This window comes from Pseudomonas sp. GL-R-26, from assembly GCF_019947365.1.
Lineage (GTDB): Bacteria > Pseudomonadota > Gammaproteobacteria > Pseudomonadales > Pseudomonadaceae > Aquipseudomonas.
Map to the genome: position 1 here is coordinate 485,585 of NZ_JAGYGI010000001.1, position 22,312 is coordinate 507,896.

Sequence of the window (22,312 nt, forward strand, 5' to 3'; positions counted from 1 at the left end):
GCGGGAGGTGAAAACGGATTACGGATTGACGCTGTCTTTCAACGATTTGCCTGGCTTGAACGCAACGGTGTTGCTGGCCTTGATTTTGACGGGTTCACCGGTTTGCGGGTTTTTGCCGGTGCGGGCACCGCGATGGCGTTGCAGGAAGGTGCCGAAGCCCACCAGCGTCACGCTGTCTTTGCGGTGCAGGGCACCGGTGATTTCTTCAAGAACGGCGTTGAGAACGCGGTTGGCTTGTTCTTTGGTGAGGTCTGCTTTTTCAGCAATGGCTGCGGCGAGGTCTGGTTTACGCATGTGAGTGAAGCCCCTTTGACGGTTTGTTGTTGTTATGTCCGTGCTGCTCTCTGCGGAGCAGCGCCAAAAGCGCCGCAGGTGCTCTACTCTGCGGCAGACGGGAGTGAGGATGGCACGCAGTGAGGCCCCGCGCCAGTATCGGCGCGGCCATTGTTAGGGCAAAAGGGGGGTGATTCCGACAGAACGACCGGTATTTACGCCAACAGAGCCGGAAGCTCTTTGTTCAGGGCCAGTTTTTCCATCACGGCGGCACCGGTAAGGGCGTAACCGAGCAGCTTGCCCGCGGCATCGCGGCATAAAACCTTGATGTCGGCGCCCTGCCCTTCGACTGTCCAGATGCCCTCTGCACCCCGTGGCGGCGGGGATACCACCAACGGGCAGACCGGGGTTTTGACGGTGATCGGCATCGGGCCATAGGTGACGGCGGTCGGGTTGCCGGCCAGGGTTTGCGCCAGCGCCCTCGCACAGCTCATCAGGGGCATGACGTACAGCAGATTCAGCCCATCGACCTCGGCACAGTCGCCCAGGGCGTAGATGTTGGCGTGGGAAGTTTTCAGGTGCCGATCGACCATGATGCCGCGGTTGACCTGCAGACCGGCCGCTGCCGCCAGGTCGACGCGCGGGCGCAGGCCAATGGCCGAGACCACCACGTCGCACGGGATCACCTGGCCATCGGACAGGTGTGCTTCCAGGCCGTCAGCCACGCGTTGCAGGCGATTGAGCACCGGGCCGAGGTGGAAGCGCGCGCCGAGGCTTTCGAGGCCAGCCTGCACCGCAGCGGCGGCCGCCGGGTGCAGCAGGGTCGGCATGACTTGCTCGCACGGTGCAACCAGCTGCACTTCGTAGCCGCCCAGGGTCAGGTCGTTGGCGAACTCGCAGCCGATCAGGCCGGCGCCGAGCAGCAGCACGCGGCGCTTGCCGGCCGCCGCCGCACGGAAGCGTGCGTAGTCTTCAAGGTCGTTGATCGGGAATACGCAATCCGCCGCGTCGCCTTCAATGGGCACGCGCACGGTTTCGGCGCCCCAGGCCAGGATCAGGTCGCGGTAGATCACCGCTTCTTCACCGATCCACAGGCGCTTGTGGCCCGGGTCGATGCCGCTGATGCGCGTGTGGGTGCGTACTTCGGCCTTGAGCTGCTCGGCCATGGCGCCGGGTTCGGCCATGCTCAGGCCGTCGGCATTCTTGTTTTTGCCGAAGCCGGTGGAGAGCATCGGCTTGGAGTAGGAGCGTCCGTCATCGGCGGTAATCAGCAGCAGCGGGGTTTCGCTATCGAGTTTGCGAAACTCGCGGGCCACGTTGTAGCCCGCCAGGCCGGTGCCAATGATTACGACAGGTGCGTTCATTCCTTACTCCTCAATTATTCAGGCAGCGATTTCGATCATTTCAAAATCCATCTTGCCCACACCGCAGTCCGGGCACAGCCAGTCTGCCGGGACGTCTTCCCAACGGGTGCCCGGCGCAATGCCATCATCCGGCCAACCGTCGGCTTCGTTGTAGATCAGGCCGCAGACGATACATTGCCACTTTTTCATCAGGTACTTCCTCAGGGTTCAGGCGTTTTGCCGGCCAGACGGTCGATGGTTGCAGCACTGCCGTCCAACTCAGCGCGTTTTGTACTGATCGGGGCCGTCGGATGCAAGCCTGTTCGGCGCAACGGCAGGCCATTTCAATCGATATCGGCGGCTGACATGTTAAGCTCGCCGCCTCATTTGCTGCCAATAATGACTCATTGTGCATCACACAGAATCCCCCTCTCCAGCTCCTCTCTGGCTCTCGCGCAGCGAACTGGCGCCCCTTCCCGATGCTTCCACCCTGGACTGGCTGTTCGACGAAGGCTCGCTCACCAGACGTCTGATTCATCTGTCGAATGATGCCTTTAGCGTCTCGCCGATGTTCGAAGGCTGGCAGCCCCTGCGCGCCGACGAGTGCGCAGCGCTGGACCTGGCCGATGGCAGTGAGGGCTGGGTGCGCGAGGTGTATTTGCGCGGTCATGGCCAGGCGTGGGTGTTTGCGCGCAGCGTGGCGTCACGCAGTGCATTGCAAGGCGACGGCCTGCATATGGACGAACTGGGCAGCCGCTCGCTGGGCGAATTGCTGTTTTGCGATCAGGCCTTCCAGCGCCGGGCCATCGAGGTTTGCCATTATCCGCAAGCCTGGCTGCCCGCCGAGGTGCAATCGCCTGAGCTGTGGGGCCGTCGTTCGCGCTTTGACCGCGGTGCGCTGAGCGTGCTGGTGGCCGAAATTTTCCTGCCTTCCCTGTGGGACGCCGCCTGCGCCCAATCGGAGAACCGTTGATGTACCAAAGCCTGCTCAAGTCCTTGAACCGCTTGAACCCTCGGGCCTGGGACTTCATTCAGCTGACCCGCATGGACAAGCCGATCGGCATTTACCTGCTGCTCTGGCCAACGCTGTGGGCGCTGTGGATTGCCGGCAAGGGTTCGCCGTCCCTGGCCAACATTGTGATTTTCGTCCTCGGTGTGGTGCTGACCCGCGCTGGCGGCTGCGTGATCAATGACTGGGCGGACCGCAAGGTCGATGGTCATGTGAAGCGAACCGAGCAGCGGCCGCTGGTGAGCGGCAAGATCAGCTCCAAAGAGGCGCTGGTGTTCTTTGCATTGCTGATGGGCGTGAGTTTCCTGCTGGTGCTGTGCACCAATGCCGCGACCATATGGCTGTCGTTGGGCGGTCTGGCGCTGGCGTTCAGTTACCCGTTCATGAAGCGCTACACCTATTACCCGCAAGTGGTGCTGGGCGCCGCATTTTCGTGGGGGATGCCGATGGCGTTCACCGCAGAAACCGGTGAACTGCCGGCAGTTGCATGGCTGCTGTGGATCGCCAACCTGATGTGGACCGTGGGTTACGACACGTATTACGCGATGACCGACCGCGACGACGACCTGAAGATCGGCGTGAAATCCACGGCGATTCTGTTCGGCGACGCGGACCGGGTGATCATCCTGACCCTGCAAGGGCTGGCGCTGGGCTGCCTGTTGCTGGCGGGTTCGAAGTTCGACCTTGGTGGCTGGTTCCACCTCGGATTATTGGTGGCGGCGGGCTGCTTTGCGTGGGAATTCTGGTACACCCGCGGCAAGGACCGGATGCGCTGCTTCAAGGCGTTTTTGCACAATCACTGGGCGGGTTTGGCGATTTTCGTCGGGATTGTGCTGGATTACGCGTTGCGTTGAAGCATCAAAAAGATCGCCGCCTTCAGTAGCTCCTGCAGAGCAACGAAGGCAGCGATCTGGTGCGGCAGGCTACAACCGTTACATATGCTCGTGAACGACGTGCCAGACGTCTTTCTTCTTGTCGCCCTTCATTTCTCCGACTGCCTTGTCGTCCTTGTAGTAGTACAGCGGCTTGCCGCCATAGGCCCATTGCATCATGCCATCGTCACGCTTGACGACTGTCCACTTACCTTCAGCCTTGGCACCCGCCGGCGCCATCATTGGCGGCCAGTATTCGGCGCACTCACCGTTGCACATCGACTTGCCATCCTTGTCCTTGTCGTACGTGTAGACCGTCATGCCCTTGTGATCGACCATCATGCCGTCTTTCATCATCGCCGGGTCGGCGGCAAAGGCCAGTGTCGGCAGCGTTAACGCAGCAGTGACCAGCAAAGCCTTCCAGGATTGAGCAATGTAGTTCATGGAAACCTTCCTTTTGCGGTTGTCAGGATTCGGACTTAAAGCTTAGTCCAGGATCCAGCCAATCGCCGGCCGACTAAAATACTGTCACACGACTGCAATAATTCCGTTATCTAATGCGGCGCAAGACAGTTAAATGACAAGAGGATTAAGGGCATGGTTGGCAGGAGCATTCTGATCGTCGACGACGAAGCGCCTATTCGCGAAATGATCGCCGTTGCGTTGGAAATGGCCGGCTATGACTGCCTGGAGGCTGAAAACTCCCAGCAGGCCCACGCCATTATCGTCGACCGCAAACCGGACCTGATCCTGCTCGACTGGATGCTGCCCGGCACGTCCGGCATCGAACTGGCCCGCCGCCTCAAGCGTGATGAGCTGACCGGGGACATCCCGATCATCATGCTCACCGCCAAGGGTGAAGAGGACAACAAGATCCAGGGCCTGGAAGTCGGTGCCGACGACTACATCACCAAACCGTTTTCCCCCCGTGAGCTGGTCGCGCGCCTGAAGGCCGTGCTGCGCCGTGCGGGCCCAACCGATGGAGAGGCGCCAATCGAAGTCGGCGGCCTGCTGCTGGACCCGATCAGCCACCGCGTGACCATCGACGGCCGTCCTGCCGAGATGGGCCCGACCGAATACCGCTTGCTGCAATTCTTCATGACTCACCAGGAGCGCGCCTACACTCGTGGCCAGTTGCTGGATCAGGTCTGGGGCGGCAACGTCTACGTCGAAGAGCGTACCGTTGACGTGCACATTCGACGCCTGCGCAAAGCCCTCGGCGATGCTTACGAAAATCTGGTACAAACCGTGCGCGGCACTGGCTACAGGTTCTCAACCAAGGCCTGATAACAACAGCTGCAAGCTTTAAGCTACAAGCGGCAAGCTAAAAGCCAAACCGCCTCAAACTTGCAGCTTGAGGCTTGAAGCTCAAAACTGCTTCTATTCAAGGACGTATTTTTTTCGTGAACCAAAACTGGCATGGCACCCTGATTCGCCACATGCTGCTGCTGGTCACCGCCTGCCTGGTGATCGGTCTGATCACCGGCTATTACGGCTGGAGCCTCGCCGCAGGCCTGGGTCTTTACCTGGCCTGGACCCTCAAGCAATTGCTGCGTCTGCACGAGTGGCTGCGCCTGCACAAACCCGATGAAGCGCCACCCGATGGCTACGGCCTGTGGGGCGAGGTGTTCGACAGCATCTACCACCTGCAACGCCGCGACCAACGGGTACGCGGGCGCCTGCAAGCGGTGATCGACCGGGTTCAGGAATCCACCGCCGCGCTGAAAGACGCGGTGATCATGCTCGACACCGACGGCAACCTGGAATGGTGGAACCGCGCCGCCGAAACCCTGCTGGGCCTCAAGACGCCACAGGACAGCGGCCAACCAGTGACCAACCTGGTGCGCCACCCGCGCTTCAAGGAATACTTCGAGCAAGACAGCTACGCCGAGCCGCTGGAAATCCCCTCGCCAACCAACGACCGCGTGCGCATTCAGCTGTACATCACCCGCTACGGCAACAACGAACACTTGATGCTGGTGCGCGACGTGACGCGCATCCATCAGCTTGAGCAAATGCGCAAAGACTTCATCGCCAACGTGTCCCATGAACTGCGCACACCGTTGACGGTGATCTGCGGCTACCTGGAAACCTTGCTTGATAACGTCGACGAGGTGAATCCGCGCTGGGGTCGTGCCTTGCAGCAGATGCAGCAACAAGGTGGACGCATGCAGACCCTGCTCAACGACCTGTTGTTGCTGGCCAAGCTAGAAGCCACCGATTATCCATCGGACAACCAGCCGGTACCGATCGACGGCTTGCTGCAATCGATCAAGAGCGACGCGCAGCAGTTGTCCGGCCAGAAAAACCAGAAAATCACCCTGGAAGCCGACCCGACGATTCTGCTCAAGGGCAGCGAAGCGGAGTTGCGCAGCGCGTTTTCCAACCTGGTGTTCAACGCGGTGAAATACACCCCGGCCGAAGGCAATATCCGCATTCGCTGGTGGGGCGATGACCAAGGGGCGCACCTGAGCGTGCAGGACTCCGGGATCGGCATCGATGCCAAACACCTGCCGCGCCTGACCGAACGTTTTTACCGCGTCGACTCCAGCCGCAACTCCAACACCGGGGGCACCGGCCTGGGACTGGCGATCGTCAAACACGTCTTGTTACGACATCGGGCACGGATGGAAATCAGCAGCGTACCGGGCCACGGCAGCACCTTTACCTGCCACTTTGCCCCGGCTCAGGTCACCAAATCACGGGTTATCAGCACCGCCGATTGATACCGGCCAGCACGCACCACTAGGCAACTGGCCGGTCAGCCGCTACATTGGCTGACTTGCGCCTGCTTTTCAGGCGCAGTTTTTTCTTTCCTTCTCGAATTCACGGAACCCGCAAAACTCCATCATGGACCCTTCCCCTGGCTTGACCCTCGCTACAATTTTCGCCGACTTCGGCATGATTCTTTTTGCTCTGATCCTGGTTTTGCTCAACGGTTTTTTCGTTGCGGCGGAGTTTGCCATGGTCAAATTGCGCTCGACCCGGGTCGAGGCCATCGCTGATAAACATGGCTGGCGCGGGCACATCCTGCGCACCGTACACAGCAAGCTCGACGCATACCTGTCTGCCTGCCAGCTGGGTATCACCCTAGCCTCCCTGGGCCTTGGCTGGGTCGGTGAGCCGGCGTTCGCACTCATTCTCGAACCGCTGCTCAGCGCGGTGGGCGTCCAATCGGACGAAGTGGTCAAAGGCATATCGTTCTTCACCGCCTTTTTCATCATTTCGTACCTGCACATCGTGGTCGGCGAACTGGCCCCGAAATCCTGGGCGATCCGCAAACCCGAGTTGCTGTCGCTGTGGACCGCCGTGCCGCTGTACCTGTTCTACTGGGCCATGTACCCGGCCATCTACCTGCTCAACGCCAGCGCCAACACCATCCTGCGCATTGCAGGCCAAGGTGAGCCCGGCCCGCATCACGAACACCATTACAGCCGTGAAGAACTTAAACTGATCCTGCACTCCAGCCGTGGCCAGGACCCGAGCGACCAAGGCATGCGTGTCTTGGCCTCGGCGGTGGAAATGGGCGAACTGGAAGTGGTCGACTGGGCCAACTCTCGCGAAGACCTGGTGACCCTGGAGTTCAACGCGCCGCTCAAGCAGATCCTGGCGATGTTCCGTCGCCACAAGTTCAGCCGCTACCCGGTGTACGACAGCGAGCGCCAGGAGTTCGTCGGCCTGCTGCACATCAAGGATCTGCTGCTGGAACTGGCGGCTCTGGACCACATTCCCGAGTCGTTCAACCTCGCCGAACTGACCCGCCCGCTGGAGCGGGTGTCGCGGCACATGCCGCTGTCGCAGTTGCTGGAACAGTTCCGCAAGGGCGGCTCGCACTTCGCCGTGGTCGAAGAGGCCGACGGCAACATCATCGGCTACCTGACCATGGAAGACGTGCTGGAAGTGCTGGTGGGCGACATCCAGGACGAACACCGCAAGGCCGAACGCGGGATCCTCGCGTATCAGCCGGGCAAACTGCTGGTGCGGGGCGATACGCCGCTGTTCAAGGTTGAGCGACTGCTGGGCATCGACCTCGACCACGTCGAAGCCGAAACCCTTGCCGGGCTGGTCTACGAGAGCCTAAAGCGGGTTCCCGAAGAGGAAGAAGTGCTGGAAGTCGAAGGCCTGCGGATCATCATCAAGAAGATGAAAGGGCCGAAGATCGTTCTGGCCAAGGTGTTGATGCTGGATTGATTGCAGTTGTGGCGATCCGACAAGCTCCCTCGCCACAAAAGCCTCTTGCACCCTCTGCGCCGTGATCACTGCTTGCCCAACGCAAAGTTGGGCAGCGCGCTGACCGGCTGGTTGAACTGATACGGAATCGATACCAGCCCCAGCCCGGTATTGCGTTGCACCACGAAGTGCAAATGCGGCCCGGTGCTGTTGCCGGTGTTACCGGACAACGCCAGCGCATTCCCTACCGTTACCCGCTGACCTTCCCGAACGCAGACCGAGCCTTTCTTCAGGTGCAGGTAAACACCCATGGTCCCGTCATCGTGCAGCACCCGCACGAAATTGCCGGATGCGTCGGTGCCGCGTCCGCTCTGTCTGTTCTCGGTTTTCACCACCACCCCGCCTCGCGCAGCAATGATCGGCGTGCCCTCAGGCATCGCGATGTCTATGGCGTAACGGCTCTTGGGCCCGAAGTGGCTGTAGGGGCCATTGGCGCCCTGGCTTATCCGGAACGGTCCGCCACGCCAGGGCAACGGGTACCGATAGCCCACCGTGGGTCCTGAGGGGTCGCCCAGGGAGTAATTGAACTTCGGGACGTACGCTATCGGCTTTCCACCTTTAGTCGCCGTGAACTGCGCCAGGCGAACGCTGCTGCGTAGCGGTATCACGCGCCGAATCGTCCCGCCCGGCACACCGCTGGCGTTCTTCACCCCGGCAAAACTCAATTCGACTTCTACCGGTGCATACAGGTCATTGCGCACGTACACGCTGTGCACGCCGTTCTTCTTCATGATGATGAGGCGCACCTGACGCTCAAGGTGCTCGACCATGCCATCGCGAAAAACGAACACATGGGCGCCTTTGCTGGGGCGGTCGCTGTAGGACACCACGCCATAGACATCTTTGGATTTGTAGATGGTCATGGCCATGGCCGAGTTGGCGACCATGAACAGGCCACATAAAAGCAGCAGGCGCGTGAACATGAGCAAGGATTCTGTCGAGTGAGATCTGGGATGGAGCCTAGCAGCTGCAATGGACCCGGGTAGTCGGCAGATGTTTCAGAAAAGGTGTTCAGCAGATGTGCGGTAACCGTGATGACCCCATCGTCGGATCGCCGCCCGGAGCAAGCTCGCTCCCACAAGAGAACGCATTACAAATGTGGGACCGAGCCTTCTCGCGAAAGCGGACTGTCAGGCGACGCTATATCAAGCGCCAGGAATGAAGTGCTTCTGCGCCGTACCACGCGCAATCAGGCGCGAGATGTAATCGAGCTTCTGTGCATCCTGGTCGACAAAACGGAAGGTCAGTTGCAGCCAATCGCTGTCGGGCTTCGGTTCGTGAGCCACGACAGCGTGCAGGTAGCCATTGAGGCGGGCGACTTCGGCGTTATCGCCCTGCTCCAGGTCCAGCACGGCGCTGTCGAGGATCTGCGGAAGGGTCTCGGTGCGCTTGACCACCAACAGGGCTTCCTTGAGGCTCAAGGCCTTGATCACGCATTGCGCGATACCGTTTGGCAAACGCAGTTGACCCTGGCCACGGCCACTGGTGGGTGCCGAAGAGGCCGCAGGCGCCTTGACCGGCGGACTGTTGAGCAAGCCTTTGGACGGTGCGGGTGCGGCCGTTGGCGTGACGACGGGGGCCTTGCCACCGGTCAAGGCGGCAAGGGAGTCGTTAGCGAAGGCAGGGCTGGTTTTGGTCGCGGCGACGTTGATCAAGGCATCGAGTTTGCCAACCTTGTGCAGCGCCTGCTTGACCTTGGTGATCAGTTGCTCGTTGGTGAACGGCTTGCTGACGTAACCGGAAACTCCGGCCTGGATCGCCTGGACAACGTTCTCCTTGTCGCCACGGCTGGTCACCATCACGAAAGGCATGGCCTTGAGGTTGTCTTGCTCGCGGCACCAGGTCAGCAGTTCCAGGCCGGACATTTCCGGCATTTCCCAGTCGCAAAGGACCAGGTCGAAGGCTTCCTTGGCCAGCATGGCCTGGGCCTTTCTGCCGTTGATCGCGTCTTCGATCCGCATGCCCGGAAAATAATTGCGCAGGCACTTCTTCACCAGGTCACGAATGAACGACGCGTCGTCCACGACCAACACACTGACCTTACTCATCCAAAACCCCTTTAAAAAATCCCGGCCAGCATACCGCCTTGCTGATGGCACATTGCCAAAAAACCTTCAGTCACGCCGGACTTTTCGTTCGCGGGGTGCTGCTTTTCGAATTTGTAAGCCACAAACAAAAACGCCCGGCCAAAAGGCCGGGCGCTTTACTTGGGCAACCTTACTTATCGTCAGTTTTGCCCGGAACATTAGCGCTTTCGCCACTGGTTCCTTCGACTTCTTCCTTCATGCGCTTGAGACCCAGGTGTCGCACGTCGGTGCCGCGTACAAGGTAGATCACCAGCTCCGAGATATTGCGCGCGTGGTCGCCGATACGCTCCAGCGAACGCAACACCCAGATAATGCTCAGAACCCGCGAAATGGAACGCGGGTCTTCCATCATGTAGGTGGCCAGCTCACGCAGGGCGGTCTTGTATTCGCGGTCGATGATCTTGTCGTACTGCGCCACCGACAAGGCCAGTTCGGCGTCGAAACGGGCAAAGGCGTCCAATGCGTCGCGGACCATGTTGCGCACCTGGTCACCGATGTGGCGCACTTCGACGTAACCGCGCGGCGCTTCACCTTCTTCGCAAAGCTGGATGGCGCGACGGGCGATCTTGGTCGCTTCGTCACCGATGCGCTCCAGGTCGATCACCGACTTGGAAATGCTGATGATCAGGCGCAGGTCGGAAGCCGCCGGCTGACGACGGGCCAGAATGCGCAGGCATTCTTCGTCGATGTTGCGTTCCATCTGATTGATCTGGTCGTCGATCTCACGCACCTGCTGGGCCAGGCCGGAGTCGGCCTCGATCAGCGCGGTGACCGCGTCGTTGACCTGTTTCTCGACCAGCCCGCCCATGGCCAGGAGGTGGCTGCGCACTTCCTCCAGTTCGGCGTTGAACTGCTGGGAGATGTGGTGTGTAAGGCCTTCCTTAGAAATCATGTTGTCTGCTCCGCAAAAGCTGTGAGCTGCAAGCTACAAGCTGCAAGCTGATGTGTTGTACCCGAACCGCCCTGACTTGCCGCTTGAAACTTGCGGCTTGTGGCTGCTGCTAGCCATAGCGACCGGTGATGTAGTCTTCGGTCTGCTTCTTCGCCGGGTTGGTGAACAGGGTATCGGTGTCGCCAAACTCAACCAGCTTGCCCATGTACATGAACGCGGTGTAGTCGGACACCCGCGCCGCCTGTTGCATGTTGTGGGTCACGATCACGATGGTGAACTTGGATTTCAGTTCGTAGATCAGTTCTTCGACTTTCAGCGTGGAGATCGGGTCGAGTGCCGAGCACGGTTCGTCGAGCAGCAGGACTTCCGGCTCAACGGCGATGGTGCGGGCGATCACCAGACGCTGCTGCTGACCACCGGACAGGCCCAGTGCCGACTCGTGCAGACGGTCCTTGACCTCGTCCCACAGTGCCGCGCCTTTCAACGCCCACTCAACGGCTTCGTCGAGCACACGCTTCTTGTTGATGCCCTGGATGCGCAGGCCGTAAACCACGTTTTCGTAGATGGTTTTCGGGAACGGGTTGGGCTTCTGGAACACCATGCCGACGCGACGACGCAGCTCGGCCACGTCTTCACCCTTGCGGTAGATGTTGTTGCCGTACAGGTTGATCTCGCCTTCAACGCGGCAGCCGTCAACCAGGTCGTTCATGCGGTTGAAGGTACGCAGCAACGTGGACTTGCCGCAGCCGGACGGGCCGATGAAGGCGGTCACGCGCTGTTTCGGGATGTTCATGCTGACATCGTACAGCGCTTGTTTTTCGCCGTAGAACAGGCTCAGGCCCGGTACTTCAATGGCTACGGTTTCCTGCTCGAGGTTCAGGCTCTGTTTGTCGCGACCCAGGGCCGACATGTTGATGCCGTGGGTATGTGCTTCGTGCTGCATGGGAGGCTCCCTGTGCTAACAAATTCGGTTCGGTTTTTGTGGGAGCGAGCCTGCTCGCGAAGGGGCCATCACTGGCGCCAAAAGCTTCGCGAGCAGGCTCGCTCCCACATAAGAAATCAGCTATCCAACGCCTTGTACTTCTCGCGCAGGTGGTTACGGATGTACACCGCCGACAGGTTCAATGTCGCGATCACCAGCACCAGCAGCAGCGCCGTTGCGTACACCAGCGGTCGTGCGGCTTCGACGTTCGGGCTCTGGAAGCCGACGTCATAGATGTGGAAGCCCAGGTGCATGATCTTCTGGTCCAGGTGCAGGTACGGGTAGTTACCGTCCACCGGCAGCGACGGCGCCAGTTTCACCACACCCACCAGCATCAGCGGCGCCACTTCACCCGCGGCGCGGGCCACGGCGAGGATCATGCCGGTCATCATTGCCGGGCTGGCCATCGGCAGCACGATCTTCCACAAGGTTTCAGCCTTGGTCGCGCCGAGGGCCAACGAGCCTTCACGCACAGTGCGAGGAATCCGCGCCAGGCCTTCTTCGGTGGCCACGATCACCACCGGCACCGCCAGCAGCGCCAGGGTCAGCGAAGCCCAGAGCAGACCCGGCGTACCGAAGGTCGGTGCCGGCAGTGCTTCCGGGAAGAACAGACGGTCGAGCGAGCCACCCAGCACGTAGACGAAGAAGCCCAGGCCGAACACGCCGTAAACGATCGCCGGAACGCCCGCCAGGTTGTTCACCGCGATGCGGATCACCCGGGTCAGCGCATTCTGCTTGGCGTATTCACGCAGGTACACCGCCGCCAGCACGCCGAACGGGGTCACGATCATCGCCATGATCAGGGTCATCATCACGGTGCCGAAGATGGCCGGGAAGATCCCGCCTTCGGTGTTCGCTTCACGCGGGTCGTCGCTCAGGAACTCCCAGACCTTGCTGAAGTAGAAACCGATCTTGGTGGTCGTGCTCATGGCGTTCGGCTGATAGGCGTGCACCACTTTGCCAATGCCGATTTCGATTTCCTTACCGTTCGCATCGCGGGCGGTCAGGCTGTCACGGTTGAACTGCGCATGCAGATCGGTCAGGCGCGCTTCAACATCCTGATAGCGAGCATTGAGTTCGGCGCGCTCCGATTCCATGTCCGCTTGTGCGGTGGCGTCGAGCTTGCCATCGAGCTCCAGCTTGCGACCGTGCAGACGGATGCGCTCGAGACCGGCGTTGATCGCGCCGATGTCGGTTTTTTCCAGGTTCTTGAGCTGTGCAGCCAGCTTGTTGACGCGGTCGACACGGGCCTGCAACTCAGGCCATGCGGCTTCGCCTTCAGCGACAACCTTGCCATCCTGTTTGACGTTGACCAGGTAGCCGTAGAAATTGCCCCACTCGCGACGCTCGATGGCCATCAGCTCCGGCGGCGTCGTCTGTTTGGTCAGCCACTCACCGACGATCCAGGTGAAGTCGTTGCCGTTCAGGTCACGGTTGCCGACCTTGATCAGCTCGCGGGTCATGAACTCAGGGCCTTCGTCAGGCACCGGCAGGCCGGCGCTCTTCAGGCGGGCACGTGGCACTTCTTCTTTCTGCACCACTTCGCCAATGACCAGGTGCTGGCCCTGGCCCGGCACGTCGTAGCTGGCATGGATCAGATCCGCCGGCCAGAAGTGACCCAGGCCGCGCACGGCAATCACTGCCAGCAGGCCAATGGTCATGATGACCGCGATGGACACCGCGCCACCGCTGATCCAGACGCCGGGGGCGCCGCTCTTGAACCATCCTTTCAGGGAGTTCTGTTTCACAGACTTCTACCTTTCTTAAAGCGACGAGTATTTCTTGCGCAGACGCTGACGAATCAGTTCCGCGAGGGTGTTCATGACGAAGGTGAACAACAGCAGCACCAGCGCCGAGAGGAACAGCACGCGGTAGTGGCTGCCGCCGACTTCCGATTCGGGCATTTCCACTGCAACGTTGGCCGCCAGGGTGCGCAGGCCTTCGAACAGGTTCATTTCCATGACCGGGGTGTTACCGGTAGCCATCAACACGATCATGGTTTCACCGACCGCACGGCCCATGCCGATCATCAGCGCCGAGAAGATGCCCGGGCTCGCGGTGAGGATCACCACGCGGGTCATGGTCTGCCACGGCGTGGCACCGAGGGCCAGGGAGCCCAGGGTCAGGCCGCGAGGCACGCTGAACACGGCGTCTTCGGCGATGGAGTAGATGTTCGGGATCACCGCGAAGCCCATGGCCAGGCCGACCACCAGGGCGTTGCGCTGGTCGTAGGTGATGCCCAGGTCGTGGGAGATCCACATGCGCATGTCGCCACCGAAGAACCAGTTTTCCATGAACGGGCTCATGTACAGCGACAGCCAGCCCACAAACAGGATCACCGGAATCAGCAGCGCACTTTCCCAGCCATCCGGGACTTTCAGGCGGATCGACTCAGGCAGGCGGCTGAAGGTAAAACCGGCGACCAGAATACCGATCGGCAGCAGCATCAGCAGGCTGAAGATGCCCGGCAAATGCCCTTCCACATACGGTGCGAGGAACAGACCGGCGAAGAAACCGAGGATCACCGTCGGCATTGCTTCCATCAACTCGATCACCGGCTTGACCTTGCGGCGCATGCCCGGAGCCATGAAGTACGCGGTGTAGATCGCAGCGGCAACGGCCAGTGGTGCGGCCAGCAGCATGGCGTAGAACGCGGCTTTCAGGGTACCGAATGTCAGCGGCGACAGGCTCAGCTTGGGTTCGAAGTCGGTGTTGGCGGCGGTCGATTGCCAGACGTATTTAGGCTCGTCGTAGTTCTCGTACCAGACCTTGCTCCACAGCGCGCTCCACGAGACTTCCGGGTGCGGGTTGTCGAGAAGCAGCGGGTGCAACTTGCCGCCAGCTTCCACGATCAGGCGGTTGGCACGAGGCGATAGACCGAAAATGCCCTGGCCTTCAGCGACCGGTTCCACCAGCAAGGTGCGGTGGGCGGTACTGTGGAACACGCCAAGCTTGCCGGAAGCGTCGAGGGCAACGAAGCCCTTGCGGCGTTCTTCGGCAGTGATTTCAACGATAGGCGTGGTGCCCATCTGGAAGGTGCGAATCTGCTTCAGACGTTGCTCGCCATCGGGGTCGCGAGCCATGAACCACTGGGCCAGACCACCCTTGGAGTCACCGATGATCAGCGAGATGCCGCCCACCAGCTGGGTGCTGGCGGTGACTTCGGTTTCGCCGTTTTCCACCAGTTTGTAGCGGCCGTTGAGGCTTTTGTCGCGCAGGCTGAACACGTCGGCCTGGGCGCGTCCGTTGATCACGTACAGCCACTGCTGACGCGGGTCGACGAAAATATTCTTCACCGGCTCGGTCATTTGCGGCAGTTCGATGCGCTTCTGCTCGTTAGTGACTTCGCCGGTCATCATGTTCTCTTCGCTGGTCAGCGACAGGACATTGAGTTGCGAACCGGTGGAGCCGACCAGCATCAGGGTCGAATCGTTGGCGTTGAGGCTGACGTGCTCCAGCGCACCACCGGCTTCGTTGACCGCGATCGGCGCTTCGCCGTACGGGTACTCGACGGCCGGGGTGATGGTTTTCTTGCCTTCCGGGTAGCTGACTTTATATGTGTGACGGAACACCAGGGCCTGGCCGTTGGACAGACCCACCGCCACCAGCGGGTGACCTGGCTGGTCTTCACCGATGGAGGTCACGGTGATGCCGGCCGGGATCGACAGATCGACGCGCTTGAGTTCGGCGCCACTGTCGATGTCGAAGAACAATGCCTGGCCCTTGTCGGAAACCCGCATCGCAACCTGGTTCTGTTCTTCCAGGGAGATCATCAGCGGCTTGCCGGCGTCTTGCATCCAGGCTGGCGTGATGGCGTCCTTGGCGGTCAGGCTGGCACCCTGGAACAGGGGAGCGACGACGTAGGCAAGGAAGAAGAAGATCAAGGTGATCGCACCCAGTACAGCGAGGCCGCCAACGAGGACGTACCAGCGGGTCAGGCGATCTTTGAGCGCGCGAATGCGGCGCTTGCGTTGCAACTCAGGCGTATTGAAATCAATTCGCTTGGGGGGATTAGTAGTCATGTTGGAATTGGCCAGATCATTCATTCGCACACCCTAGCGATCCTGTATGACAGAAAGATGACAGTGCAGTGACGCAACAAATCCGCCGCTGGCGGTAACCAGCAGCGGATAGAGAATTTGAGGTGTATGGGGGCGGCTCCTGCCGCCCCCATGTGAGTCCAGAGGGGTTCACTCTAGACTCAGTTTGTTACTTTTTTGCGACTTCAGCGCCGCCTTCCGCCAGACCCAGGTCAGCCAGAGCTTTGGCAGCTACTTTGGCCGGCAGTGGGATGTAACCGTCTTTCACTACAACTTCCTGGCCCTGTTTCGACAGAACCAGTTTCACGAACTCGGCTTCCAGCGGGGCCAGAGGCTTGTTCGGGGCTTTGTTGACGTACACGTACAGGAAGCGGGACAGCGGGTACTTGCCGTTCAGGGCGTTTTCTTCGGTGTCTTCGATGAACTCGGTGCTGCCTTTCTTCGACAGAGCAACGGTTTTCACGCTAGCGGTCTTGTAACCGATGCCCGAGTAACCGATGCCGTTCAGCGAGGAGCTGATCGACTGCACGACCGAAGCCGAACCTGGCTGTTCGTTCACGTTAGGCTTGTAGTCGCCTTTGCACAGGGCTTCTTCCTTGAAGTAGCCGTAGGTGCCGGATACCGAGTTACGACCGAACAGTTGAACCGGCTTGTTGGCCAGGTCGCCGGTCACGCCCAGGTCACCCCAGGTTTTGACTTCGGTTTTAGCGCCGCACAGACGAGTGGACGAGAAGATCGCGTCGACCTGTTCCATGGTCAGGTGCTGGATCGGGTTGTCCTTGTGTACGAATACAGCCAGGGCGTCCACGGCAACCGGGATAGCGGTTGGCTTGTAGCCGTACTTCTGCTCGAAGGCAGCCAGTTCGGTGTCCTTCATCTTGCGGCTCATCGGGCCCAGGTTGGAGGTGCCTTCAGTCAGCGCAGGTGGCGCAGTGGCGGAGCCAGCGGCCTGAATCTGGATGTTTACGTTCGGGTATTCTTTTTTGTAGTTCTCAGCCCAGAGGGTCATGAGGTTGGCCAGGGTATCGGAACCAACGCTGGACAGGTTGCCCGACACACCAGTGGTCTTGGTGTAGCTCGGGATAGCAGGGTCAACAGCGGCAACCGCGTTGGCAGTCGCAACGCCAGCAGCGACAAAAGTCATTGCCGCCATCAAACGCTTCAGTTTCATGCCTTACTCCTAGCAGATAGGGTGTGTTAAGTCGGGGCCAAGTATCAGCAGGCCGTGTGAACACTCTATGGCTGAAATATGACAATTGGATGAAAGGCCAGCACTCCGCTCGGAAGGCTGGCCTTTCAGTTGTAACTGTAGATGTGAGGAGTGCTGTGATCGCTCGCTATCAGCGGCCCTTCTTCCAGAGATATGCACCTACCAGAATCCCGACCCCACACAGCACCGCCACATAATAAGCAGGCCCCATCGCACTCTCCTTGAGCAACAGGCTGACGATCATCGGCGTCAGGCCGCCGAAAATCGCGTAGGCGACGTTGTACGAGAACGACAGTCCGCTGAAACGCACCACTGGCGGGAACGCCTTGACCATCACATACGGCACCGCGCCGATGGTGCCGACCAGCAGACCGGTCAGGGCATACATCGGGAACAGCCAGTCGGGATGATCGGCCAGGCTGTGATAGAAGGTCCAGGAACTGGCCAGCAGCGCGGCACAGCCGATCACGAACACTCGTCCCGCACCGAAGCGATCGGCCAGTGCGCCGGCAATGATGCAACCAAAGCTCAGGAACACGATCGCCACGCTGTTCGCCTGCAGGGACGTGGTTGGCGAGAAGTGGTAGACCGTCTGCAACACAGTCGGGGTCATCAGGATCAATACCACGATGGCGGCCGACAACAGCCAGGTCAGCAGCATCGAAATGGCGATGGCGCCACGATGGTCACGCAGCACCGCCCGCAGCGGTACCTCTTCGGCCAAGGCCTTGCGCTGTTGCAGTTCTGCGAACACCGGGGTTTCGTGCAACCAGCGACGCAGGTACACCGAAAACAGACCGAACACGCCACCCAGCAGGAACGGAATCCGCCAGGCGTAATCCGCTACTTCCACCGGGGTATAGAGGCTGTTGATCGCCGTGGCGACCAGCGAACCGAGCAGGATGCCCGCCGTCAGGCCGCTGGTCAGGGTGCCGCAGGCGTAGCCGACATGTCGTTGCGGAACGTGTTCGGAAACGAAGACCCACGCCCCCGGCACTTCACCGCCAATGGCCGCACCCTGGATCACCCGCATCAACAGCAACAGGATCGGCGCCCACATGCCGATCTGCGCATAAGTCGGCAGCAAACCCATGATCAAGGTCGGCACGGCCATCATGAAAATGCTCAGGGTGAACATTTTCTTGCGGCCCAGCAGGTCGCCGAAGTGCGCCATCACGATGCCGCCCAGCGGCCGCGCCAGATAGCCGGCGGCGAAGATGCCGAAGGTCTGCATCAGGCGTAGCCACTCAGGCATGTCCGCCGGGAAGAACAGCTTGCCCACCACCGTGGCGAAGAACACGAAGATGATGAAATCGTAGAACTCCAGCGCGCCGCCCAGGGCAGACAGCGATAGAGTCTTGTAGTCGTTGCGGGTCAGCGGACGTGCGGGTTGGTCTGGCTGCGCGATGCTCGAGGGCGCTGTGGTCATGGCAAGGGCTTCTCTTATAGTCGGATCTGCAACCTCAACAACGCTGGCTGAGGTTTGGGCAGGTCCGGCACGATAGCAAATTGTTCGAAAAAGCACATAGAGGTGCGTTTTTGACGGTCAAAATGAGAACCGGACGGTCGTCGCGGAGTCTACCGACCGATATACTCAAAGCTGCTCCGGTTTTTGAGGGGTTGCTGTGCGAAAGCGCCTGTCAGGTTCATAGGCGATTTCGCAGAGTTTCCCTTTAGGCGCCTTATGGAAAACGTGACGAACGTAGTATGTTCGGTGCTGAATCGTTTTTCCCGAAGACGGCTACCACCAGCAATACCAACGAAGAGTCACGGGTCAGAGGCACCCCCGGCATGATAGAACTCGAACAAGAAGATCCGATCCCGCAAGGCGACCTGGCCCTGCAAATCACCGCGCTCCCACGCGAAACCAACGGCTTTGGCGATATTTTCGGCGGCTGGCTGGTGGCGCAGATGGATTTGGCAGGCACCGCGATGGCCAGCAAGGTCGCCGGTGGGCGCGTTGCCACCGTTGCAATCGACCGCATGGCCTTTCTGGTTCCGGTGGCGGTGGGCGCTCAGCTCTCCTTTTATACCCAGGCCCTGGAAATCGGCCGCAGCTCGATCAAGATGATGGTCGAGGTCTGGAGCGACGATCCACTGTCCAGCGAGTGGCGTAAAGTGACCGAAGCGGTGTTTGTGTTCGTTGCCATCGACGGCAGCGGGCGCACCCGTTCGGTTCCCCCGCGGGCTCGTTGAAAGAACTTCTAAACCTGGTAGCCGTTTTGCGGTCGATAGTCGTCCACGTTACTGATCGAGAGCTGTCCCATGAGCACGCCCAATGTTGAAGCCGTAAAACTGGATGAACTGAACTGCTGGCGCATACGCCACGGTCAGGCCGAATTGCTGGTGGCCCAACAAGGCGCGCACATCCTCAGCTATCAACTGGCCGGCCAGCCGCCGCTGATCTGGCTCAACGACGAGGCCGTGTTCAAGACCGGCAAGAGCATCCGTGCCGGCGTGCCGGTGTGCTGGCCGTGGTTCGGCAACTTTGCGCGCAACCCGCAAAGCGTTCAGGCGATGCGCACCAGCAATGAAGCGCCGTCGGCTCACGGCTTCGTGCGAGCGATGGATTGGGAGCTGGGTGGCATCGAAGCCGAAGGCGAAAGCCTGAAGGTCGAATTCCTCCTGCCCTACCCCGAAGGCGGCTTTCCCGGCTGGCCGCACCAGGTGGATTTGACGTTGAGCATTCGCCTCGACGAGCAATTGCACATCCATCTGATCAGCCACAACCGGGGCGCTCAAACCGTCAGCATCAGTCAGGCGCTGCACAGTTACTTTGCCGTCAGCGATGTGCGCGAAGTGCATGTCGAAGGTGTGGATGGCCTGAGCTACATCGAAACGCTGGACAACTGGAAAACCGTTACCCAGACCGGTGATTTGCGTTTTACCGGCGAGACAGATCGCATCTACCTGGACGTCCCGTCGCAGTTGAGCATCGTCGATCCAGCTTGGGAGCGACGCATCGAACTGACCAGCATTGGCTCGCGCACCGCGGTGATCTGGAACCCATGGATCGACCGCGCCACCGCGTTCAGCGACATGGCCGACGATGGCTGGCAGCGCATGCTGTGCATCGAGACGGCGAACGTGATGGGCGATGTGGTGAACCTGAAACCAGGGGCGAGCCATACCCTGGGTGTGAGCGTCGGTAGCAAGCAGCTCTAAGCAACACCACATAACAAATGTGGGAGCGGGCTTGCTCGCGATGGCGGTGTAACAGGCAACATAAATGTTGAATGTTATGACCTCATCGCGAGCAAGCTCGCTCCCACAGTTTTTTGTGCCATGCCATCTGACGGCGCGTTACAAATCCGACTCTTTCACTACCCTGACATTCTGCGCATCCAGCGCATACGCCGCATCGGCCAGGTCATTGCTGACCTTCTCGACTTTCAGCGTGCCGGTGACCCACAGCGGCGTGTAGATATCGTTCAGTTTCAGGCCCTTTGGATAGCGCACCAGCACCAGTTGGTTGGGCGGTGGCGGGGGCACGTGGATACACGCGCCCGGGTACGGGACCAGGAAGAACAACGTACTGCGGCCCTTGGCATCGGACTCCAGCGGCACGGGGTAACCGCCAATGCGGATGTTCTTGTCGTTCATCGACGCAACGGTCTTGGTCGAGTACATCACCGCCGGCAAGCCTTTGGCCTGCTTCATCCCACCCTTGTCGGTGAAAGTGCCATTGGATTCAGGGGAGTTGTGGTCGATTTCAGGCATGGCCTCGAGGGCCTTCTGGTCCGACTTTGGCATCAGTTCGAGCCAGTCGGTTTCCGGCAGTTCGCCGGCATGGGCAAGGCCCGAACCCAGTAAAACAAGAGTCAACAAAAGACGGCGCATGAAGGTGCTCGGCAAAGGGAAGAACAGGAAACGCCGAGCATTCTAGCCCTCCCGGCCGGTTTGGCGGAGAGGGCTTTGTCGCCTGGATCAGTTCTTTTTGATCAACCCGTAGATCACCAGCAACACAACGGCGCCCACCAGCGCACCGATGAAACCTGCACCTTGACCAGCCTGATAGATGCCCAGGGCTTGGCCGCCGTAAGTGGCCGCCAGCGAACCTCCGATACCGAGCAGGATCGTCATGATCCAGCCCATGCTGTCATCGCCAGGTTTCAGGAACCGAGCCAGCAGGCCGACAATCAAGCCGATAAAGATGGTTCCGATAATTCCCATGGCATTCTCCTCTCAATGAAGTAGCTATTGGAAAGCCTAGTCAGACTTTCGCAACCTGCCATGAGAGAACGGCGCACCCCGAAGGTTCCACCGTTGCACATAAAAAACTATTCGGCGATCAGTGCTTGCACCTTGAGAATCTGGGCCGCCAGCGTCTCGCGGTCTGCACAACGAAGGTTGGCATGACCGACCTTGCGGCCGACCTTGAACGCCTTGCCATAGTGATGCAGATGGCAATCGGCGATGGTCAGGACCTTCTCGGACTCTGGCACTTTGCCAATGAAGTTGAGCATCGCGCTCTCGCCAACCTTGGCAGTCGAACCCAACGGCAGGCCGGCAACGGCCCGCAGGTGGTTTTCGAACTGGCTGCACTCGGCGCCTTCGGTAGTCCAGTGCCCTGAGTTGTGTACCCGCGGGGCGATTTCGTTGGCCTTGAGGCCACCGTCGACTTCAAAGAACTCGAACGCCATCACGCCGACGTAATCCAGCTGCTTGAGCACACGGCTGGAGTAGTCTTCGGCCAGGGCTTGCAACGGGTGATCGGTGCTGGCCACGGACAACTTGAGAATGCCGCTTTCGTGGGTGTTGTGTACCAGCGGATAGAAGCGGGTTTCACCGTCGCGGGCACGCACGGCGATCAGCGAGACTTCACCGGTGAACGGCACGAAGCCTTCCAGCAGGCAGGCCACGCTGCCCAGTTCGGCAAAGGTGCCAACCACATCTTCTGGCGTGCGCAGGACTTTCTGACCCTTGCCGTCGTAACCCAGGGTACGGGTCTTCAGCACCGCTGGCAGACCGATGGAAGCCACGGCGGCGTCCAGATCAGCCTGGGACTGAATGTCGGCGAACGCCGGGGTAGGAATCCCCAGGTCCTTGAACATGCTCTTCTCGAACCAGCGATCGCGGGCGATGCGCAGCGCTTCGGCGCTCGGGTAGACCGGGACGAATTGCGACAGGAAAGCCACGGTCTCGGCCGGAACGCTTTCGAACTCGAAGGTCACCAGATCGACTTCATCGGCCAGCTGACGCAAGTGATCCTGATCGCCGTAATCGGCTCGCAGGTGTTCGCCCAACGCGGCTGCGCAAGCATCCGGAGCTGGGTCCAGGAAAGCGAAATTCATGCCCAGCGGAGTGCCCGCCAGTGCCAACATGCGACCCAACTGGCCGCCACCGATTACACCGATCTTCATCGTCAACAACC

Annotated in this window: 22 protein-coding genes; 7 read left to right on the forward strand and 15 right to left on the reverse strand. The window is 60.1% G+C overall.

Annotated elements, in window-relative coordinates; all coding sequences use genetic code 11:
- Positions 1–18: 18 nt before the first annotated feature.
- The 3 genes from KGA96_RS02230 to KGA96_RS02240 form a co-directional block, all read right to left on the reverse strand.
- Entirely contained in the window at positions 19–294 is a 276-nt protein-coding gene (locus KGA96_RS02230; RefSeq protein ID WP_003195589.1) for an HU family DNA-binding protein, read from the reverse strand.
- A gap of 194 nt (positions 295–488) precedes the next feature.
- The gene (locus tag KGA96_RS02235; protein ID WP_046038926.1) at positions 489–1,637 is read right to left on the reverse strand and encodes an NAD(P)/FAD-dependent oxidoreductase; all 1,149 of its coding nucleotides are present in this window, start codon (positions 1,635–1,637) and stop codon (positions 489–491) included.
- An 18-nt stretch (positions 1,638–1,655) separates the two neighbouring features.
- Positions 1,656–1,826, reverse strand: coding sequence for a rubredoxin (locus KGA96_RS02240; RefSeq protein ID WP_007995385.1), 171 nt, complete (start codon positions 1,824–1,826; stop codon positions 1,656–1,658).
- A 199-nt stretch (positions 1,827–2,025) separates the two neighbouring features.
- Between KGA96_RS02240 and KGA96_RS02245 the strand changes: the two genes are divergently transcribed.
- Both KGA96_RS02245 and ubiA read left to right on the forward strand, forming a co-directional pair.
- Positions 2,026–2,589, forward strand: a complete 564-nt coding sequence (locus tag KGA96_RS02245; protein WP_046038922.1) for a chorismate--pyruvate lyase family protein — start codon at positions 2,026–2,028, stop codon at positions 2,587–2,589.
- Positions 2,589–3,479, forward strand: coding sequence for a 4-hydroxybenzoate octaprenyltransferase (ubiA, locus tag KGA96_RS02250; protein WP_046038920.1), 891 nt, complete (start codon positions 2,589–2,591; stop codon positions 3,477–3,479). Before KGA96_RS02245 ends, ubiA begins: the two co-directional genes overlap by 1 nt.
- Before the next feature lie 78 nt (positions 3,480–3,557).
- Here ubiA and KGA96_RS02255 read toward each other — a convergent pair whose 3' ends face one another.
- Positions 3,558–3,941, reverse strand: a complete 384-nt coding sequence (locus KGA96_RS02255) for a hypothetical protein (protein ID WP_046038919.1) — start codon at positions 3,939–3,941, stop codon at positions 3,558–3,560.
- Positions 3,942–4,094: 153 nt separating this feature from the next.
- Here KGA96_RS02255 and phoB point away from each other — a divergent pair, with 153 nt between their 5' ends.
- The 3 genes from phoB (at position 4,095) to KGA96_RS02270 (ending at position 7,688) form a co-directional block, all read left to right on the forward strand.
- Positions 4,095–4,784 carry a phosphate regulon transcriptional regulator PhoB gene (phoB, locus tag KGA96_RS02260; RefSeq protein ID WP_003229608.1) on the forward strand — a complete coding sequence of 230 codons (690 nt, stop codon included), beginning with the start codon at positions 4,095–4,097 and terminating at the stop codon, positions 4,782–4,784.
- 152 nt (positions 4,785–4,936) lie between these two features.
- Positions 4,937–6,223, forward strand: coding sequence for a phosphate regulon sensor histidine kinase PhoR (gene phoR / locus KGA96_RS02265; RefSeq protein ID WP_259674430.1), 1,287 nt, complete (start codon positions 4,937–4,939; stop codon positions 6,221–6,223).
- Positions 6,224–6,347: 124 nt separating this feature from the next.
- Positions 6,348–7,688 (forward strand): hemolysin family protein, encoded by a 1,341-nt coding sequence (locus KGA96_RS02270; RefSeq protein WP_046038913.1) that lies wholly within the window; start codon positions 6,348–6,350, stop codon positions 7,686–7,688.
- 65 nt (positions 7,689–7,753) lie between these two features.
- Here KGA96_RS02270 and KGA96_RS02275 read toward each other — a convergent pair whose 3' ends face one another.
- The 8 genes from KGA96_RS02275 to KGA96_RS02310 all read right to left on the reverse strand — a co-directional run bounded on the left by KGA96_RS02275 (position 7,754) and on the right by KGA96_RS02310 (position 18,367).
- The gene (locus KGA96_RS02275; RefSeq protein WP_046038912.1) at positions 7,754–8,650 is read right to left on the reverse strand and encodes a peptidoglycan DD-metalloendopeptidase family protein; all 897 of its coding nucleotides are present in this window, start codon (positions 8,648–8,650) and stop codon (positions 7,754–7,756) included.
- Positions 8,651–8,872: 222 nt separating this feature from the next.
- Positions 8,873–9,775: a response regulator gene (locus tag KGA96_RS02280; protein WP_046038910.1), complete on the reverse strand. Its 903-nt coding sequence runs from the start codon at positions 9,773–9,775 to the stop codon at positions 8,873–8,875.
- Between the two features lie 169 nt (positions 9,776–9,944).
- Positions 9,945–10,706, reverse strand: coding sequence for a phosphate signaling complex protein PhoU (gene phoU, locus KGA96_RS02285; RefSeq protein WP_046038908.1), 762 nt, complete (start codon positions 10,704–10,706; stop codon positions 9,945–9,947).
- A 109-nt stretch (positions 10,707–10,815) separates the two neighbouring features.
- Positions 10,816–11,649 carry a phosphate ABC transporter ATP-binding protein PstB gene (gene pstB, locus KGA96_RS02290; RefSeq protein WP_007971742.1) on the reverse strand — a complete coding sequence of 278 codons (834 nt, stop codon included), beginning with the start codon at positions 11,647–11,649 and terminating at the stop codon, positions 10,816–10,818.
- A gap of 116 nt (positions 11,650–11,765) precedes the next feature.
- Positions 11,766–13,436: a phosphate ABC transporter permease PstA gene (gene pstA, locus KGA96_RS02295; RefSeq protein ID WP_046038904.1), complete on the reverse strand. Its 1,671-nt coding sequence runs from the start codon at positions 13,434–13,436 to the stop codon at positions 11,766–11,768.
- A gap of 15 nt (positions 13,437–13,451) precedes the next feature.
- Complete coding sequence (locus tag KGA96_RS02300; protein ID WP_185754760.1) at positions 13,452–15,485, reverse strand: ABC transporter permease subunit; 2,034 nt, start codon at positions 15,483–15,485, stop codon at positions 13,452–13,454.
- 412 nt (positions 15,486–15,897) lie between these two features.
- Positions 15,898–16,899: a phosphate ABC transporter substrate-binding protein PstS gene (locus tag KGA96_RS02305; RefSeq protein ID WP_007992839.1), complete on the reverse strand. Its 1,002-nt coding sequence runs from the start codon at positions 16,897–16,899 to the stop codon at positions 15,898–15,900.
- Positions 16,900–17,068: 169 nt separating this feature from the next.
- Positions 17,069–18,367, reverse strand: a complete 1,299-nt coding sequence (locus tag KGA96_RS02310) for an MFS transporter (protein ID WP_046038899.1) — start codon at positions 18,365–18,367, stop codon at positions 17,069–17,071.
- A gap of 362 nt (positions 18,368–18,729) precedes the next feature.
- On the opposite strand from KGA96_RS02310, the gene KGA96_RS02315 reads away from it, so the two are divergent.
- Entirely contained in the window at positions 18,730–19,134 is a 405-nt protein-coding gene (locus KGA96_RS02315) for an acyl-CoA thioesterase (protein WP_007942704.1), read from the forward strand.
- A 69-nt stretch (positions 19,135–19,203) separates the two neighbouring features.
- The gene (locus KGA96_RS02320; RefSeq protein ID WP_046038897.1) at positions 19,204–20,103 is read left to right on the forward strand and encodes a D-hexose-6-phosphate mutarotase; all 900 of its coding nucleotides are present in this window, start codon (positions 19,204–19,206) and stop codon (positions 20,101–20,103) included.
- Between the two features lie 138 nt (positions 20,104–20,241).
- On the opposite strand, the gene KGA96_RS02325 is transcribed toward KGA96_RS02320, so the two are convergent.
- The 3 genes from KGA96_RS02325 to KGA96_RS02335 all read right to left on the reverse strand — a co-directional run bounded on the left by KGA96_RS02325 (position 20,242) and on the right by KGA96_RS02335 (position 22,301).
- Positions 20,242–20,778: a DUF3299 domain-containing protein gene (locus KGA96_RS02325; RefSeq protein ID WP_046039535.1), complete on the reverse strand. Its 537-nt coding sequence runs from the start codon at positions 20,776–20,778 to the stop codon at positions 20,242–20,244.
- Positions 20,779–20,865: 87 nt separating this feature from the next.
- Complete coding sequence (locus KGA96_RS02330; RefSeq protein ID WP_008030708.1) at positions 20,866–21,111, reverse strand: GlsB/YeaQ/YmgE family stress response membrane protein; 246 nt, start codon at positions 21,109–21,111, stop codon at positions 20,866–20,868.
- Positions 21,112–21,218: 107 nt separating this feature from the next.
- On the reverse strand, positions 21,219–22,301 hold the full coding sequence (locus KGA96_RS02335; RefSeq protein WP_046038894.1) for a 5-(carboxyamino)imidazole ribonucleotide synthase: 1,083 nt from the start codon (positions 22,299–22,301) through the stop codon (positions 21,219–21,221).
- Positions 22,302–22,312: the final 11 nt, after the last annotated feature.

Bases quoted from the DNA above. Each gene is read 5' to 3' on its own strand.
- KGA96_RS02235 (WP_046038926.1), bottom strand. From the start codon at position 1,637: ATGAACGCACCTGTCGTAATCATTGGCACCGGCCTGGCGGGCTACAAC.
- KGA96_RS02275 (WP_046038912.1), bottom strand. From the start codon at position 8,650: ATGTTCACGCGCCTGCTGCTTTTATGTGGCCTGTTCATGGTCGCCAAC.
- KGA96_RS02335 (WP_046038894.1), bottom strand. From the start codon at position 22,301: ATGAAGATCGGTGTAATCGGTGGCGGCCAGTTGGGTCGCATGTTGGCA.
- KGA96_RS02320 (WP_046038897.1), top strand. From the start codon at position 19,204: ATGAGCACGCCCAATGTTGAAGCCGTAAAACTGGATGAACTGAACTGC.
- phoR (WP_259674430.1), top strand. From the start codon at position 4,937: ATGCTGCTGCTGGTCACCGCCTGCCTGGTGATCGGTCTGATCACCGGC.
- KGA96_RS02300 (WP_185754760.1), bottom strand. From the start codon at position 15,485: ATGCAAGACGCCGGCAAGCCGCTGATGATCTCCCTGGAAGAACAGAAC.
- KGA96_RS02315 (WP_007942704.1), top strand. From the start codon at position 18,730: ATGATAGAACTCGAACAAGAAGATCCGATCCCGCAAGGCGACCTGGCC.
- pstB (WP_007971742.1), bottom strand. From the start codon at position 11,649: ATGCAGCACGAAGCACATACCCACGGCATCAACATGTCGGCCCTGGGT.
- KGA96_RS02305 (WP_007992839.1), bottom strand. From the start codon at position 16,899: ATGAAACTGAAGCGTTTGATGGCGGCAATGACTTTTGTCGCTGCTGGC.
- ubiA (WP_046038920.1), top strand. From the start codon at position 2,589: ATGTACCAAAGCCTGCTCAAGTCCTTGAACCGCTTGAACCCTCGGGCC.
- KGA96_RS02310 (WP_046038899.1), bottom strand. From the start codon at position 18,367: ATGACCACAGCGCCCTCGAGCATCGCGCAGCCAGACCAACCCGCACGT.
- KGA96_RS02325 (WP_046039535.1), bottom strand. From the start codon at position 20,778: ATGCGCCGTCTTTTGTTGACTCTTGTTTTACTGGGTTCGGGCCTTGCC.
- KGA96_RS02230 (WP_003195589.1), bottom strand. From the start codon at position 294: ATGCGTAAACCAGACCTCGCCGCAGCCATTGCTGAAAAAGCAGACCTC.
- phoB (WP_003229608.1), top strand. From the start codon at position 4,095: ATGGTTGGCAGGAGCATTCTGATCGTCGACGACGAAGCGCCTATTCGC.
- KGA96_RS02255 (WP_046038919.1), bottom strand. From the start codon at position 3,941: ATGAACTACATTGCTCAATCCTGGAAGGCTTTGCTGGTCACTGCTGCG.
- phoU (WP_046038908.1), bottom strand. From the start codon at position 10,706: ATGATTTCTAAGGAAGGCCTTACACACCACATCTCCCAGCAGTTCAAC.
- KGA96_RS02330 (WP_008030708.1), bottom strand. From the start codon at position 21,111: ATGGGAATTATCGGAACCATCTTTATCGGCTTGATTGTCGGCCTGCTG.
- KGA96_RS02280 (WP_046038910.1), bottom strand. From the start codon at position 9,775: ATGAGTAAGGTCAGTGTGTTGGTCGTGGACGACGCGTCGTTCATTCGT.
- KGA96_RS02240 (WP_007995385.1), bottom strand. From the start codon at position 1,826: ATGAAAAAGTGGCAATGTATCGTCTGCGGCCTGATCTACAACGAAGCC.
- KGA96_RS02270 (WP_046038913.1), top strand. From the start codon at position 6,348: ATGGACCCTTCCCCTGGCTTGACCCTCGCTACAATTTTCGCCGACTTC.